Origin of the sequence: Kineosporia sp. R_H_3 (assembly GCF_002198675.1) — a bacterium.
In the GTDB taxonomy this organism is placed as follows: domain Bacteria; phylum Actinomycetota; class Actinomycetes; order Actinomycetales; family Kineosporiaceae; genus R-H-3.
This window is the reverse complement of record NZ_MWLL01000187.1, coordinates 1-15947: the sequence shown is the minus strand read 5'-3', so window position 1 is coordinate 15947 and position 15947 is coordinate 1. Positions and strand designations below refer to the sequence as shown.

Here is a 15947-nt window from a genome sequence, read left to right as displayed (position 1 = left end):
GCGCGCACCTCCCGCTCCGGGCACCGGCCGGTCCGGTGCCTGCACCCCGAGGGCACCCGTGGCACGCACGACGGGCGTCCGGGGTTGTCCCGGACGGCCGGCGAGCCACGGAAGCTCGAGGGACGCGGTGTCGACGCTCACGACCGGACGACGCCGCGCCGGTGCCGCACGTTGCACGCCCGGACGACGAATCACCCGGGGCGCCCGCCTGCGGCACCAGGCGATCACGCTAGCGCGCCGCCGCCCCCGACCGGGCCGGACCGGCCGAGCCGTGCCGCACCCGTGCCGCACCCGTGCCGCACCGGCCGCGGACGATGCATGATGGCTGCATGCCGACCTACGACGTGCGCTGCCGCGCCTGCGGGACGACCTTCGAGGTCTCCCGCCCGATGGCGCAGGCCGACGAGCCCGCACCCTGCCCGCACGGCCACGACGACACCGTCCGGCTGCTGCCGACGGTCGGCGTCCTCGGCCGGGCCTCCGGCGCGGCCGCCCGCCGGGCGGGCCTGAGTAGCCCTCGTCATCCCGGCGCGCCGGGACAGGAGAGGGCCCCGTGGGACCGGCCGGGGCAGGGCCGGCCCCACGGGGCCCGGGAGCCGAGCGTCAGAGGGCGAAGTCTGCGCTCGTCACCGCGGTGGCCGTGGTTCCGCCGATCCCGGGAAGGAGGATCGTGCCGCGGACCGCGCCACCCGCGTCCTTGACGACGACGGTCGTCCCGACACCCGGGGTGAACGAGATCGCCACCCGGGCGGCGAAGTTGCCCGTCGTCACTCCGTGGCCGGAGATGTCCAGCCGCTCCTGGCCACCGCTGGGGTTGGAGTCGAACCCGGCCACGGTGTCGGTGCCGAAGCCGGTCGGGCCGGTGAACCGGTAGACGTCGAGCCCCGCACCGCCGGTGAGGGTGTCGTCGCCGGCACCACCGGTGAGGGTGTCGATCCCGCCGTCGCCGAACAGCTGGTCGTTGCCGAGCCCGCCGTTCAGCGTGTCGTCCCCGGCGCCGCCGCGGACCACGTCGTCCGCCGTCGTGCCGGTGACCGTGTCGGACCCGCCGCCGCCGAGGATCTCGGCGACGCCGCTGTTCGTCACGCCGGTGAGGTCGATGACCTCGTTGCTGCCCGAGCCGTTGAGCGTCACACCGGCGTAGCCGCCGGAGCTGATCTCCTCGATCCCGGTCATCCCGAGCAGCACCCCGAGCCGGGTCCCCGGCGCCCCGGCGACCACGGTGTCGTGGCCCGGGCCGCCGTTGAAGCTGTCGGACCCCTGGCCCGTCCCCACGACGAGGAAGAGGTCGTCGCCGGCGCCGCCGTTGAGGGTGTCGTTCCCGGCCTCGCCGACGAGCGTGTCGTTGCCGCCGAGCCCGTTGAGGGTGTCGTTGCCGGACCGGCCCTCGGCCCGGTCCCGGCTCGGGGTACCGCTCCAGGTGTTCGCCGCGGTGGTGCCGACGTAGAGGTCGCCGACGACGTCCGTCGGTGCCGAGGCCACCTGCTCGCCGGTGCCGAAGCCGTCGGTCCACGTGACGAGCGCCCGCAGCCGTCGGTTCACCTGGGCCGCACCCGGCGTGTACGACGTCCCTGTCGCCCCGCCGAGCGTCGTCCACGCCCCGCCGCCGCCGGCCGCGCTGGACTGCCAGCGGACCGTGAGCGCCCCGAGGCCGTCGGCGTCGACGATCCCGGAGGTGTCGACGGTGAGCGTCTCGCCCTCGAGGACGTCCGTCGTCGACAGCACCGGTGCACCGGTCGGTGCGTCGTTGACGTTCGCCACCGCGGCGGTCACGGCCGAGGCCAGGGTCTGGGGGACCCCGAGCCCGTCGACCAGGCTGACCTCGACGCGCAGCGCCCTGCCGACGACCGCGTCCCCGAGCGGGCCGGAGTCCGTGCCCTCGGCGAACGGTGTCCACGTGTCCGGCGCCGACTCGTACTGCCAGCGGACGACGAGCGAGCCCGCCGTGACGCCGTCGGGGTCGGTGACGTCGTGCGTGACCGTGAGCGCCTGGTTCTCGGTCGGCGTGGTGTCGCTGATCGTGATCGTCCCCGTCGGCGGGCGGTTCGCCGCCCCGGCGAGGAGGTCGACCGTCTCGTCGGCGAACTCGAGCCGCTCGATGTTGCGGAGCAGGTCCGTGCCGTCGGCCTGGGTGCCGCCGGTGTGCTGCACCCGCATGAGGGTGCGGCTCTGCCCGTCCGGGAAGGTGTACTCCGCGCGGTTGCCGGAGAACTTCGCCGTGTCGACGACGGCGTCCTGACCGGTCGGCCGGACGACCTCGCGGACGATCTCCACGGTCCCCGGGTCGAGGGTGCCCGCGAACACCGCGGACTGGATCTGGCCCAGGGTCGTCCACCGCTGACCGCCGGCCTCGAGCCGGACGTCGAGCCACGCGTCACCGTCGATGACGTCGTCGCCGCCGCGGCCCTCGACGAGGTCGGCACCCGCCCCGCCGAGGATGATGTTGCCGCCGGTGAAGGACGTCGCCCCCGCCGGGAGCACCGAGTCGAGCCCGCGGATCCGCGCCGGGTCGGTGAGCTCGTGACCCCGCAGGGACAGCTCGTCCTCGGTCGCCGCGCTGCGGTTGTCGCCGCGCAGGATGTCGTTCTTGTCGAAGCCGGACAGGCCCTCGACGAGGTCGAACCGGTCCGCGAACGGCTTGCCCGGCAACGGCAGCTCGCCGAACAGGGTCATGTCGTCGTCCGCCGGCAGGGTCTGCCGGGCGTTCGTCACCCAGTCGAAGCCGAGCATGCCGTGGTTCCGATTGGCGCCCGGCGTGGCGAGCATGATGTCGTCGCCGCCCTCGGCGTCGTAGTCGTCGTTGCCCGCGGTGTCGGACAGGACGTCGTCGCCGCCGGCGGGGTCGTCCTGCATGTTGTTGGCGTTGTCGCCCTGGATGAGGTCGAACCCGTTGCCGCCCTCGAGCCAGTCGTCGCCGTAGTTGCCGGCGATGACGTCGTTGCCGGAGCCGCCGCGGACGAAGTCGTCGTGCAGGCCGGCGAAGCTCTCGTCGCCGTCCGTGCCGTGGACGACGAAGTCGCGCCCGGGGCCGCCGAAGACGAGGTCGATGCCGGGACCGGGGTTGATCCGGTCGTTGCCGGCCCCGCCCTTGACGACGTCGTCGCCGAAGGCGTCGGTGATGAAGTCCGGGCCGTCGCCGCCGAGGAGCGCGTCGACGCCGTCGCCGCCCTCCAGCCGGTCGCTGCCGCCCGTGCCGTGGATGGTGTCGTCGCCCTCGTCGGTCTGCAGCCGGTCGTCGCCGGAGGTGCCGACGACGTGGACGTGCTGCGGGCCGCGGAACCGGATCGTCCCGTTGGGCTCGCGGACCAGGCTCGCGCCCTCGCCGCAGTGCGCGACGGACGGCAGCGCGCCGCCCGCGGCGACGCCGGACAGGTCGATCGTGCAGTCCGGGGTCGCGAAGACGTCGAACGGCAGGTCCTTCGCGTCGGTGTTGCGCGAGATGAGCGCCCCGAAGGAGTTGTTCTCCAGCTGGGAGAGCAGGTTCGTGCCGTTGAGCCGGCTCAGGTAGTAGAACCGGTCGCCGAACTGGAGGTTCTCCAGCTGGGTCTCGAAGACGGCGTTGAACGTCGAGCCGAGCATCGAGCCGAACAGGCCCGGCTTCTCCGCGAGGCCGCCGACCCAGAGCTCGACCTCCTCGAGGCCGACCGAGGTCGGGTCGGACCACGCGCCGTCGCCGGCCATGAAGGCCTCGCGGTCGGCGGGGGCCCCGGCGCCGCCGTCCACGAGCAGCCGGGCCGCGGCCCGCTTCGCGTCGAGCGTGTCGGCGCCCTCGAGCACCGGGTGGGTGCCGTAGGCCGCGACGAAGTTCACCAGGGACTCCGGGTTGCGCAGCGAGGCGCCGAAGTCGGCCCAGCTCGTGTACGGCTCGAGGTTGCCGTCGTCCGAGGCCGCGAAGAGCTGGCGGCGCGCGGCGTTGAGGCCGGGGACGCCGGTGTCCCGGGCCCGGGCGAGGTTGAGCGTCGCGAGGTCGAGCGGCAGGCCGACGAGCCGGTTGCGCAGCGCGTCGGTGACGAACTCGTCGATCTCGTTGCCGACCTCGCGGATGTTGCCGCGCACGACCGCGCCGGCGGCCTGCGCCGCCGTGAGCGTGCCGTCGTTCGTGAACGCGACCGGGTTGAGGAACGCGTCGAAGAGCGACAGGTCGGCGGACTGGCCGTTCGCGAGTGTCCGCGGCACGTCCTCGGTGAGCATCGAGTGCCCGAACCGGTAGACGACGTGGGCGAACTCGGCGGTGATGGCCGGGTCGAGCGTCGGGTTGTAGCCGCTCTCGTTGAGCGGCAGGACGTCGATGGCCGGCGAGATCTTGCGCGCGAACTCCTCGAAGACGAGGTGCTGGTACTGCATCTCGGTGACGAGGCGGGCCGCCTGGAAGAGCCGCTCGCCGTGCCAGCCGTCGGCACCGCCCGCGAGCTTCCACTCGTTCCGGAACGCGGTGTCCTCGAGGGAGTCGACGAGCGCCTTGACGTCGCCGACGACCCGGTTGTGCTCGGAGTGGAAGACGTGGTGGACGGCGGTCAGCCCGACGTTCTCGTTGCCACGGCCGTCGCCGGTGACGAAGTGCCGGTCGAGCGTCTCGTCGTCGTACGTCGCGGGGTCGCCGTCGTCGCCGCGGGTGGAGTCGGCGTCCGGGACCTTCTGGACGCCCGGCGTCGCCGGGTTGTTGTCCGTGTCGTGGGTGTCCGGCACGGCGTGGTGGGCGATGTCGTCGAGGAACGCGTGCCGCGTGCCGCCGCCCATGAGCTGCGGCCGTCCGTCGGCCCCCGGCGTGAACTTGCCGTAGAGGTCGGTCTTCACGAGCGGGACGTCGAAGACGTCGGTGTCCTCGAGCGTGATGCCGAGCAGGTCGCGCGCCTGGTCCTTGACGTCCTTCCACGTCGCGAGGCCGCCGCCCGTGACGGGGGCGTCGAGCAGCCGCCCGGTCGCGACGGGGACGCCGCCGACGTTCTCGTACTCGCGCAGGAAGACCTGGTGCGACGGGTGCGAGGTGTACGTCTGGTTCTGGTCGACGAACGGGGTCGTCGTGTTCGTGTGGTCGCGGACGTCGTCCGCGGTGCCGCGGACGCCGTCCGGGCCCGGCAGGTTCGTCGCCCGGGTGAGCACCATGAAGTTCGTGCGGACGTCGTCGGCGGTGTTCGGGAGGCCGTCCGGGCCCGCCGGGTCCTGGTACAGCGGGTCGTCGGGCTGGAGCGGGACGACGACGCTGCCGCTGCCGCCCTTGCCGACGAGGTCGAGGCCGTGGTCGAAGAACTGGCCGAAGAACGTGAACCACGCGTTGAAGCGCGCGGACAGGCCGGCGTCGGTCGCGGTGTTCGGGATGAACAGCCCGTCCGGCGGCGTGGCGGGATCGCCGTCGACGTCGACGAGGTCGTCCTGCGTGCCCTGCCGGGTCGCCGCGGCGACGGCCGCGGGGTTCTTCGTCGTCTGGTCGACGACGAGGTTGCTCACGGTGCGGGGACCGCTGTCGCAGACGACGCCGATGGTCTGGGTGTACGACGTCGAGGCGGCCGAGGGCGGCCCGACGCAGGCCTGCTCCGCGGCACGGAACTGCGGCGAGAGCAGCCGCGGGAACGTCTCGTCGGCGGCACCGAAGGTGCTCTGGCCGTCGTAGAGGTTGTTGTGGACGCCGGTCACGGTGCGCAGACCGTCGCCGGACAGCCGGCTCACGACCTGCCCCGGGCCGGTGCCGAGCGCCGGGGCGCCGGTCGGGCGGGCCTCGGCGATCCTGATCTGGTCGAGGATGAAGCGCAGGTCCTCCTCGACGAGCTGGAAGCCGCCCGGGACCCCGTCCGGAGGCACCGCGGCCGCGGCCGGCGTCGCGAGCAGCCCGCCGGCGGCGAGCGCCGCGACGAGCCCTGCGCCGATCCCCGCCCGCACCGGGCGCCTCCGGCCGGCAGCGCTGCCGGCCCGTCGTGCGTGTCGTGTCATGACGTCCCCTTCACCTCGCCCCGGTGGCCGGCGGTCGTGCCGGTCGCGGCGGGCACTCGCCCCGGGTGCATCCGCGCCGCAGGCAGAGCGTGGGAAGGGGCGCGTCAACGGCCCGTCAAATGACCTCTCTCCTCCTCCGGGAGGCCGATCCGGGCCGTCGTACGAACGGCTGATCGTGATTCCCGTTTCGCCGATCAAGAGGGTACGTGTGCGACGTTTCGCTCCATATCCGCGCCGGGGCGGGACCGCTCGCGGCCGGGACCGGGGTGCGACGGGGGTCGGGGGCGGCGATGGTTCGGCGGTACGCGCGACGGTTCCTCACGGCGACAGGTGTCGCGGGGTGCACCGTCGGGACCTTCCTCGTCGCGAGGACGGCGGCCCTGGCGGTCATGACGCTGCTCACCGCGGTCGCCGGCGGGCTCGCCTGCGCGGCCCTCGTCGACGCCCTGACGACCGAGGTGCTCCTCGGCGGCGCGGTCGCCGCCGGGCACCGGCGGCTGCGCGGGCTGCGGCACGCGGCGGAGCCGGACGACGGCACGGACGCCGGCGGGTCGCCCGGCGCGGGGCCGCACGACGGGTCCGGTGACGTCGTCGAGGTCCGGCTGCTCGGCCCGCTCGTCGTGCGCCTGGCCGACGGGGTCCCGGTCGCCGACGCCCGGTGGCGCAGCGCCAAGAACCTCGACGTGCTCCGCATGCTCGCCCTGGCCGGACGGCCGGTCCGGGTGGACGAGCTGACCCGCACGCTGTGGCCGGACGCCGACGAGCGGCGCGCCGCGGCGTCCCTGCGGACCGCCGTCTTCGAGCTGCGCCGCCTCGTCGGGGCGCGGCGCGTCGTCCGGTCCGGCGAGCACCTGCACCTGACCGACGTCTGGGTCGACGTCGACGCCTACCGCGCGCTCGCCGTCCAGTCCCGGCACGCGGCGGCCGAAGGGCTCGCCGCATCGTGCCTCACGTTCGCCCGGCAGGCCGAGGCGCTCCACCTCGGGCCGGTGGCGCCGCGCGCGACCGACGCCATCCTCGTCGGGGACTGGGTGCAGGGCCTCGAGCGGCTGCGCCGCGACGTGATCCTCGACGCCGGGCAGGCCGCCGTCACGGTGGGCCGGCCGGAGCAGGCCGTCGACCTGCTGCGCTCCTACCTGCTCGACGACACCCTGTGCGAGCGGGCCTACCGCGGGCTCATGGAGGCGTACGCCGCGCTGGGCGAGACGGGCCTGGCCCTCGCGGCGTACGAGACCTGCCGCCGGGCGCTCGCCGACGAGCTCGGGGCCGACCCCTCGCCGCTGACGCACGCGCTGCACGCCCGGCTGCTCGCGGGACCGGGCGACGCGCCCACCCCCACGGACACCCGGCCGGGGCGCCCGTTCGCGACGACCGGCCTGCTCCGGCGCCTGCACGCCGAGCTGCCCGACGCCTGGCTCGAGGTGCTCCACCTGCTCGCCACGGCCCGGGAGCCGCTGACACCGGGGCAGCTGCGCGACCTGGCCGGTGCCGAGGTGGACCTCGACGCCGCGCTCGGGCGACTCACCGACCTCGGCCTGCTCGCCGGCCGCGCCGACGGAGCCCTGGACCTCGCGGACCCGGTCCTGCGGCGGGCGCTGTGCGAGTGGCTGCGGCCCCGACGCCGGGAGGCGCTCGCCCGCCGGGCCACGGCCGCCGTGGCCCGGGCCGCCGCTGCGCGCGACGTCGTCCCGGACGCCGTTCCTGCCGTCGACCCCGACCCGGCGACCGACCCTGCCGGCGATCCGGCGGCCGACCTCTACCGGCGCGCCCTCGCGGCGCTCGCGGCCCGCCGGCTCGACGCCGCCCGTGCCCTCGCCCGGCAGGCGGCGCAGACGGCGCAGGACCCCGTCGGGCGGCTGCGGGCCGCGACGCTGGAGCTCCTGCCGGACGCCCTGCTCGGGACCACCTCGGGCGACCTCCACCGGACCGCGGCCGCGCTCGAGGCCGAGTGCGCCCGGTGGGGCGCGCGCTGCCCGGCCGACCTGCGCGCCCGTGCCGGCGCGCTCGCCCTGCTCGCCGCACCGGGCCGCCCCGACACGGACCGCGTCGACGCGGTCGTCGCGGCGCTCGGACGGGACGAGGCCTGGCTCGCCGCCCCGCTCCTCGTCCGCACCGCGCGCGGGGAGCAGGCGCTGCTCCTCGCGGCGACCTGGGGCGGGTACGCCGAACCGCTCCACGGTTCGCTCATGCGGCTGGCGACCGCGCGGCTGCACCTCGCGGCGGGGGAGCCGCGGGCCTGTCTCGGGCTGCTGCGCGGGCTCCTGCGCGACCCCCGGGCGGACCGGCTCGTCCTGCCCGAGGCGTGCGCGACCGTCGCGGCCCTCACCGTGACGGTCGAGGGTGACCCGGCACGTGCCGCCACGATGCTGGAGCGGTACGAGGAGCTCCTCGGGGCGGACGGCGAGCGCCCGGTCGAACGGATCTGGCGCCTCACGGCGGTCGCCGCTCTCCGCAGCGCGACCGGCCGGGACGCCGGACCGGCGCAGGACGCCGCCCGGCGGACGGCGGCGGCCGCGGGGCTCGCCCTGCCGCCTCCCGGTGCGCCCACGGGTGCCGCGCCCGCGGACCTGCCGGGCATGGTCGGCGTCCGCTCGGCCTGACAGAGTCTGCGGCATGGACCCTGTCCCTGCCGCCGCGTCGACCACCGGGGACGCCGGGCTGCCGCCGGGGCGCCCGGTCGGGTGGACCGGCGAGGCACTGCGGCTGCTCGACCAGACCCTGCTCCCCGGACGCGTCGTCCACGTCGACGTCACCGACGTCGACACCCTCGTCGACGCGGTCCGGCGGCTCGTCGTCCGGGGCGCCCCGGCGCTCGGTGCGGTCGGTGCGTTCGGGGTCCTCGTCGCGATGCGGCAGGGCCGCCGGGAGGGCTGGGACGCCGCCCAACTGGCCGCAGAGGTGCACCGGGTCCGCACGGCCCGGCCGACCGCGGTCAACCTGGCGTGGGCCGTCGACCTCGTCGAGCCCCTCGTCGCGCAGGGCGAGGACGCCGTCCTGGTCGCCGCGCAGCGGCTCGTCGCCGAGGACGGCGCCGCGAACCACGCCATCGGCCGGCTCGGCGCGGACTGGCTCCTCGCACACGTCGCGCGCCGGCCGCTGCGGGTCCTCACGCACTGCAACGCCGGCTTCCTGGCGACGACCCAGTGGGGGACGGCGCTCGGGGTGGTCCGCGAGCTGCACCGCCGGGGCGTGCTCGAGCAGGTCTACGTCGACGAGACCCGCCCGCTCCTCCAGGGCGCCCGGCTCACCGCCTGGGAGCTCGCGCAGGACGGCATCGCGCACGTCGTGCAGGCGGACTCGGCCGCTGCCGGCACGATCCTCGGCGGCCTCGTCGACGTCGCGGTCGTCGGCGCGGACCGGGTCGCGGCGAACGGCGACGTCGCGAACAAGGTCGGCACGCTCGGCGTCGCGCTCGCCTGCCGGGAGGCCGGGATCCCGTTCGTCGTCGCGGCCCCCGAGTCCACCCTCGACCTCGCGACGGCGGACGGCGACGCCATCGAGATCGAGCTGCGGGACGGCGACGAGGTGCTCGTGCACGCGGGCGTCCGGACCGCTCCCGTCGGGACGCGCGGGCACAACCCGGCGTTCGACGTGACCCCGGCCCGGTTCGTCACCGCACTCGTCACCCAGACCCGGGTGCTCGAGGTCTCCGCGGGCCGGCGGCCCGGGGACGGTGCGGGCGGGGGGACGGCGTGAACGGGACGGGCGGCAGGCTGCCGCGCGGGACGGCGGCACTGCGACGGCAGATCGCGACCGTGTGCCGCGGACTGGCCGAGCAGGGCGTCGTCCCGGGCACCGCGGGCAACGTCTCCGCACGCGACGGTGACCTCGTCGCCGTCACGGCGACCGGCGTGGTCCTGCGGACGGCGACCCCGGACGACGTGACGGTGGTCGACCTCGACGGGGCGGTCGTCGAGGGCGCGCTCGAGCCGACGTCGGAGCTCGCGCTGCACCTCGCGGTCTACGCGCGGACCCCCGCCCGCGCCGTCGTCCACACCCACGCGCCCGCCTCGACCGCCGCCGGGCTGCTCGTCGACGAGCTGCCCGCCGTGCACTACGCGACCCTGCAGCTCGGCGGCCCGGTCCGGGTGGCACCGTTCGCGCCCTTCGGGACGCCCGAGCTCGCCGCTGCCGTCGTCGAGGCGCTGCGCGACCGGCGCGGCGCCCTCATGGCGAACCACGGCGCGGTGACCTGGGGCGCCGACCTCGCGGAGGCCGCGATGCTCGCCGAGGTCCTCGAGTGGACCTGCGACGTATGGCTGCGGGCGGCCGCGGCCGGGTCGCCGCGCGAGCTGTCCGCCGCCGACCTGGCCGCCGTCTCGACCCAGATGACCCGGCGCGGGTACGGGCGGACGCGGCCGGCGGGGGAGCGGCCCGCCTGAGCGGGCGGACCACCGCCGTCAGCCCGTCGGTCCCCGTCAGCCGCCGTACTCGAAGTGCCAGGCCTCCGGCTTGGAACCGCCCTGCTGCGCCCACGCCGGGTGGAACCAGCCGTAGAGCGGTGCGTGCACGAGCATCCAGGTGTGCTCGGCGGTGCCGAAGCTCTGGACGCCGCCGCACAGGTCGAGCGCCGTGCCCCAGCCGTGGTTGCTCGTGCCGGGGCGCGCGGCCAGGCGCGGCTTCGTCATCGAGAGGGTGACCTGCACCGACAGCGGCCGGTAGGAGTCGGTGATGCACGGGGCCGCGCCGAACTGCCGGGAGTAGGCCCGGGCCAGCTGCTCGAACCCGTGCGCGGCGTCCGCCCGCAGGTGCTCCCCGGGCGCGAAGGACAACGGGCAGAGGGCGTCGAGCGGGATGCGCCCGTTCGGGTAGGCGCTCGCGGGGCCGCCCGGGCACCGGCCGACGGGGCCGAGCGCGGGCGGCCGTCCGCCGCGGGCCACCGACCGTGCGGCCCGGCGCTGCGCCGCGAGCGAGGCCCGGGCGCCGGTGAGCCGGTCCCGGGTGGAGCGGGCCTTGTCGGTCGTCCGGGCGACCGCCGTCTCGAGACGTGCCAGGGTCGTGCGGTGCCGGGCGACCGCCGTCTCGGCCGCGGCCCGGGCCGACGCCGCCGCGGANCCGCCGCGGTCGCGCCGTCGGCCGCGGACCGCTGCCGGGCGACGGCCTGCTCGAGGTCGGCGACGGTGCCGGTGTCCGGCAGCGTCGCGTCGTCGGCGACCGCGACGCCCTCCACGTACATCTGCCGGGCCTGCCGGCCGATCTGCCCACGGGCCGCGGCGAGCGCGGCCTCGGTGTCCGCGAGGCGGGCCTGCTCCCGGGCGGCGACGAGGTCGGCGTCGCGCAGGGCGAGGGCCGCGACGCTCGCGTCCTCGAGCGCCTTGCCGGCGACGAGGGCGGCGCGCTCGAGCCGGGCCCGCGCCGCGTCGAGCTCGTCGCGGGCGGAGCGGATCCGCGCGTCGAGGCGGCGCAGCTCGGCCTCCAGAGCCCGGACGTCGGCCGTCGTCGTGCCGCTGCCGGCCCAGATGCCGGCCCCGGGCCCGGCGCCGGACCCGGCGCCCGCACCGGTGCCGGCGGCCACGACGGGTGCGGCCGGGCCGGCCCCGCCGGCGGCACCGCGCCCGGTCCGCGCGGAGGTGCTCCTCGCACGGTTCGTCGTCCCGGCGCGGGCCGACCGGCCGGTCGGCTGCGGGGCCGCGGGAGCGGTCGTCGTCCGGGCGGCGGGGCGGGTCGTCGTCGAGGAGCCGTGTCCGCCGCCCGACGTGGACGACGACCTCGACGCGGACGCCTTGGACGAGGACGCCGACGCCGACTTCGCCGACTCGCTCGCCGACTTGGACGCCGACTTCGACGCCGACGACGGCGGCCTGGTCGTCGACGACGACGAGCCGCCGTCCGAGGCGCCCGACGGTGACGTCAGGGCGACCGTGACGGGCACGGCGAGCAGGGCGGCCACGACGACGTGGCGCAGCGGCCGTCGGTGGACGACACGGACACAGGGCTGGCCGGGCACGGGAACCTCCTGGGACGCAACACGTCCGCCTCGGTACGGGGATCGCGTCGCCTCGCCCGGCTCCGCGTCAGACGTCCCCGCCTTCGCCCGGCGGGGCATCCGTTCACGCACCGGTCTATCAATCCTTCAACTACTTCCCCGGGGGTCGTAGGTCCTGCCGGGGGACCCGGCCGTGCCCGCCGTGACGGCGCCGGGCCCTACGTCCTGGTAGGTGTACCAAAGGGCAATACGGCGATGCCGTTGCGGTTTCAACCAAGGACTCAGGTCCCCCCGACCTGGGAAGCGGCTCGTGATGACCTCCTTGTCATCTGGACCCCCGGCCTCCGCCCCGAGGCCGGTCCACCGAGGAGGCCGCAGATGCCCACCACCACCGCCGTCCCGGACCTGCGGGACGGCCCCGACCGCCGGACGGTGCTCGCGGCGTTCGCCGCGGCCGCCGCGCTCGGCGGTGCCGCCGTCCCGCTCGTCGCCTACCGGGCCGACGCCGCGACGACCCCCGCCCCCGACGACCACGCGGGCCACGGCGCGACGCCGGCGGCCGCCGACGACACCGCCGGACCCGTTGCGGCGCAACCGGAGCACGCCTGGTGCATGGTCATCGACCTGCGCTACTGCGACGGCTGCAAGTCGTGCACGAAGGCCTGCCAGAAGCGGCACTCGCTGCGCCCCGAGCAGACCTGGATCCAGGTGTTCGAGATGGAGGACGAGCGCGGCGGGTCGTTCCACATGCCGCGGCCCTGCATGATGTGCGAGGACCCGCCGTGCCTCAAGGTGTGCCCGGTCGGCGCGACGATCCGCACCGACGAGGGGCTCGTCCTCGTCGACACCGACACCTGCGTCGGGTCCCGGGCGTGCATGGCGGCGTGCCCCTACGAGGCGCGCTACTTCAACTGGCGCGAGCCGAGGCCGCCGGTCGACCTCGGGATGCCCAACACCCCGCAGATGCCGGTCGCCCGGCGCGGCACGGTCGGCAAGTGCGTGCTGTGCGCCGACCGGCTGCCGCTCGGCGAGCTGCCCGCGTGCGTCGAGGCCTGCCCGATGGGCGTGCTGTGGGTCGGCGACCTCGTCGCGGACGTCGCGGTGAACACCCAGGGCGCGAGCGTCGTCCTCTCGCAGTTCCTCGCCGACAACGACGCCGTGCGGTTCAAGGAGGAGCTCGGGACCCACCCGCGCGTCTGGTACATCCTCGGGCACGGCCAGAAGCTGCAGGGGGCGTGATGTCCACCGTGACGACCGGGACCGTGACGACCGAGACCGTGCGCGCCACCAGCCTGCGCGCGCTGCGCCGGCCCGGCGCCGGCTGGTGGGTCGTCGTCCTCGTCCTGTCCGCCGTGGTCGCGCTGGGCGTCTACGCCTGGACCGTCCAGCTCCGCCGGGGGATGGGCGCGGCCGGCTTCAACGACCAGGCCTTCTGGGCCGCCGACATCGCGGACGTCATCGCCCTCATCGGGGTGAGCTACGGAGGCGCCGTCGTCTCCGCGGTGCTGCGCCTCACCGGCGCCACGTGGCGGGCGCCGCTGACCCGGATCGCCGAGGGCGCCGCGGTCTGCACCGTCCTCGTCGGGATGGCGCTCATCGTGCCGCACATCGGGAACCCGGTCCGGCTCTACGAGCTCGTGACGCACCCGAACACGAGCGCCCCCGTCTTCTGGGACTTCATCGCCGTCTCCACGTACGGCTTCGCCTCCGTCGCCTTCTTCGCGATGCCGCTGATCCCGGACAGCGCGGCGCTGCTCGCGGCGGACGACGGCCGGCTCGGTCGCTTCCGGACCGCGCTGTACCGCCGGATCGCGCGCGGCTGGACGGGTGCACCGCGCCAGCACCACGTGCTCGGCAAGGCGCTGACGCTGGTCTCGGTGATGATCATCCCGCTCGCGGTCTCGGTGCACTCGGTGCTCGCGTGGGCGTTCGCGACGACCTCGCGGCCCTGGTGGCACGAGAGCATCTGGGCCCCGCAGTTCGTCGTCGCGGCGCTCTACTCCGGCGTCGCCCTGGTCATCCTCGTCGTCGCCGGGTTCCGCTCCGGGTACGGCCTGCAGCAGTGGATCACGCCGCGGCACTTCGTCCGGCTCGGCTTCCTCATGGCCGCCCTCGGCGCGGGGTACGTGTACTTCACGTTCGCGGACATCCTGCCGGGCGCCTACGTCGGCGAGAACGCCGTCAGCACGGTGTTCGCCGACCTGCTCGTCGGCCGGATGGCCGGCTGGTTCTGGCTCTTCGTCGTCGGGGGCGCGGTGATCCCGCTGCTGCTCGTCGCTATCCCGGCGACCCGGACGACGGCCGGCATGGTCGTCGCGGCGAGCTTCGTCGTCCCGATGCTCTGGCTCAAGCGCTACCTCATGGTCGTGACCCCGGCGAACCACGACGTCGTCACGGGCGGCCACGGCGCCTACCACCTCACCTGGGTGCGGGCCAGCATCACGCTGGCCGCCGTGGCGGCCGTGCCGTTGCTGCTCATGCTCCTGTTCCGGGTCGTGCCGATCCTCTCGGTCGACGAGATCGAGGAGGTCGAGCTCGAGGAACGGCGCACGCTCACGCAGGCCCTGGCCGCGCTGCGCGCCGCGGGCGAGCCGCGGGTGTCGTCCCCGGCGGCCCGGACCGTCGGCGCCGGACTCGCGGTGCTCCTGCTCGCCGGTGCCTTCGGGGTGCTCGGCGTCGGGCGGGCCGCACCCGCGCAGGCGGCGCAGGCGCCGAAGGGCCCGCGCATCGAGCTCGCCGGGACGCAGACCGACGGCCTCGTCCACCTCAAGGCGTCCGTGAAGGACGCCAAGGGCGCCCCGGCCGCCGCCGGCACGGTGACGTTCTCGGTCATGACGACGGTCTTCGGCCCGCGCGCGGTCCCGCTCGGCAGCGTGCCGGTGACCAAGGGCGTGGCCGAGATGGTCCTCGACGGCGCGCACTCCGGCGGCTACCGGCCGACCCAGGTCGGTCCGACCGAGTTCACGGCCTCGTACGCCGCGCAGGTGGGGGACACCCCGCTCGAGCGCAGCGTCGACGTCGACGTCACCGCCGCCGTCTCGGCCTACACCCCGGCGGCGCCGAAGCCGCTGGAGGGCGTCGGCGCCGTGACCCCGACCGTGCTGTTCGCGGTCGTCGGGGCGGTCTGGGTCACCCTCCTCACGACCGTCGCGCGGGTGCTCCTCGTGAGCCGCCGGCGCGTCGTCCGCCGGGTGCCCGCCACCGAGCCCGCCACCGCCGGCCGGCCCACCACCCAGTCCGCCTGACCCGCTCGTGCACCTCCACCAGGGAGCGACCATGACCACCCAGACCAGCCGGACCACCGGCCTCCGCCGCGGTGAGCGGACCGGCGCGCTGCCGGCCCTGTCCACCCGGCACCTCGCCGCGGCGACCTGCGCCCTGCTCGTCCTCGTGAGCGGGCTGCTCGCGCTGCTCGTCGGCGTCGCCGGGCCGGCCGCCTCGGCGACGCGAACGGTGAAGATCGGCGCGACGCTGTCCACCGCCGACCTCACCGTCCTGCCGGGCACGACGGTCACGTGGGAGAGCGACGGCGGCGAGCACCGCGTGCGCAGCCGGACCGGCCCGGTCGAGTTCGACTCCGGGAACTTCACCGGCTCGTGGTCGTACACGTTCGACACCCTCGGGTCGTACGCCTACACCGACGAGCGGAACAAGGCCCTCACCGGCTCGGTGACGGTGTCGATGTCGGCACCGGGCGGCGGCTCCGGCGGAGGCGGCGGAGGCGGCGGGGGCGGCGCGCCCGCCGCTCCGAAGACGGCCACGGTGTCCATGGCCAACAAGGCCTTCAGCCCGGTCTCCGTGACCGTCGCGCCGGGCGGCACGGTGACGTGGACGAACAACGACTCCATGCCGCACAACGTGACGTCGACCTCCGGCGCCTTCCGCAGCGCGACGATGCAGCCGGGCCAGAAGTTCTCGTTCACCTTCACCAAGGCAGGTAGCTACGGCTACTTCTGCACCTTCCACGGCGGGATGAACGGGACGGTCGTCGTCCCGACCGCGTCGGGGAGCGCCCCGCCTCCGGCGGCGGGCGGCGGCGGAGGTGGAGCAGACGCCGGCTCCGGTGCCGGGGCGGGCGCCGGGGCCGGCGTCTGCT

General features: G+C 75.7%; 8 protein-coding genes and 1 pseudogene. 7 read left to right on the top strand and 2 right to left on the bottom strand.

Annotated features, from left to right (window positions below; translation table 11 throughout):
* Positions 1-329: 329 nt before the first annotated feature.
* Positions 330-506 (top strand): annotated as a pseudogene (locus ECOMGDLI_RS36920) (zinc ribbon domain-containing protein); the annotation flags it as partial.
* Positions 507-603: 97 nt separating this feature from the next.
* Here ECOMGDLI_RS36920 and ECOMGDLI_RS21200 read toward each other — a convergent pair.
* The gene (locus ECOMGDLI_RS21200) at positions 604-5925 is read right to left on the bottom strand and encodes a peroxidase family protein (RefSeq protein ID WP_088318852.1); all 5322 of its coding nucleotides are present in this window, start codon (positions 5923-5925) and stop codon (positions 604-606) included.
* Positions 5926-6215: 290 nt separating this feature from the next.
* On the opposite strand from ECOMGDLI_RS21200, the gene ECOMGDLI_RS21195 reads away from it, so the two are divergent.
* The 3 genes from ECOMGDLI_RS21195 to ECOMGDLI_RS21185 are packed head-to-tail and all read left to right on the top strand — an operon-like array spanning position 6216 to position 10307.
* Complete coding sequence (locus ECOMGDLI_RS21195) at positions 6216-8525, top strand: BTAD domain-containing putative transcriptional regulator (protein ID WP_143447829.1); 2310 nt, start codon at positions 6216-6218, stop codon at positions 8523-8525.
* Positions 8526-8538: 13 nt separating this feature from the next.
* The gene (gene mtnA, locus ECOMGDLI_RS21190; RefSeq protein ID WP_088318850.1) at positions 8539-9621 is read left to right on the top strand and encodes an S-methyl-5-thioribose-1-phosphate isomerase; all 1083 of its coding nucleotides are present in this window, start codon (positions 8539-8541) and stop codon (positions 9619-9621) included.
* Positions 9618-10307: a class II aldolase/adducin family protein gene (locus ECOMGDLI_RS21185; protein ID WP_233153569.1), complete on the top strand. Its 690-nt coding sequence runs from the start codon at positions 9618-9620 to the stop codon at positions 10305-10307. Before mtnA ends, ECOMGDLI_RS21185 begins: the two co-directional genes overlap by 4 nt.
* A 36-nt stretch (positions 10308-10343) precedes the next feature.
* Here ECOMGDLI_RS21185 and ECOMGDLI_RS36915 read toward each other — a convergent pair whose 3' ends face one another.
* Positions 10344-10805, bottom strand: coding sequence for a M15 family metallopeptidase (locus ECOMGDLI_RS36915; RefSeq protein WP_198955066.1), 462 nt, complete (start codon positions 10803-10805; stop codon positions 10344-10346).
* A 1424-nt stretch (positions 10806-12229) separates the two neighbouring features.
* Between ECOMGDLI_RS36915 and ECOMGDLI_RS21170 the strand changes: the two genes are divergently transcribed.
* The 3 genes from ECOMGDLI_RS21170 to ECOMGDLI_RS21160 form a co-directional block, all read left to right on the top strand.
* Positions 12230-13090, top strand: coding sequence for a 4Fe-4S dicluster domain-containing protein (locus tag ECOMGDLI_RS21170; RefSeq protein WP_088318847.1), 861 nt, complete (start codon positions 12230-12232; stop codon positions 13088-13090).
* Complete coding sequence (gene nrfD, locus ECOMGDLI_RS21165) at positions 13090-15096, top strand: NrfD/PsrC family molybdoenzyme membrane anchor subunit (protein WP_143447827.1); 2007 nt, start codon at positions 13090-13092, stop codon at positions 15094-15096. The genes ECOMGDLI_RS21170 and nrfD overlap by 1 nt, the downstream gene beginning before the upstream one ends.
* A 31-nt stretch (positions 15097-15127) precedes the next feature.
* Positions 15128-15947, top strand: an 820-nt coding sequence (locus ECOMGDLI_RS21160; protein WP_198955065.1) for a plastocyanin/azurin family copper-binding protein, incomplete at its 3' end; no start/stop codon positions are given.

Excerpts from the sequence above, each read along its gene's own strand:
- ECOMGDLI_RS21200 (WP_088318852.1), bottom strand. The coding sequence starts at position 5,925 with ATGACACGACACGCACGACGGGCCGGCAGCGCTGCCGGCCGGAGGCGC.
- ECOMGDLI_RS21195 (WP_143447829.1), top strand. The coding sequence starts at position 6,216 with ATGGTTCGGCGGTACGCGCGACGGTTCCTCACGGCGACAGGTGTCGCG.
- mtnA (WP_088318850.1), top strand. The coding sequence starts at position 8,539 with ATGGACCCTGTCCCTGCCGCCGCGTCGACCACCGGGGACGCCGGGCTG.
- ECOMGDLI_RS21170 (WP_088318847.1), top strand. The coding sequence starts at position 12,230 with ATGCCCACCACCACCGCCGTCCCGGACCTGCGGGACGGCCCCGACCGC.
- nrfD (WP_143447827.1), top strand. The coding sequence starts at position 13,090 with ATGTCCACCGTGACGACCGGGACCGTGACGACCGAGACCGTGCGCGCC.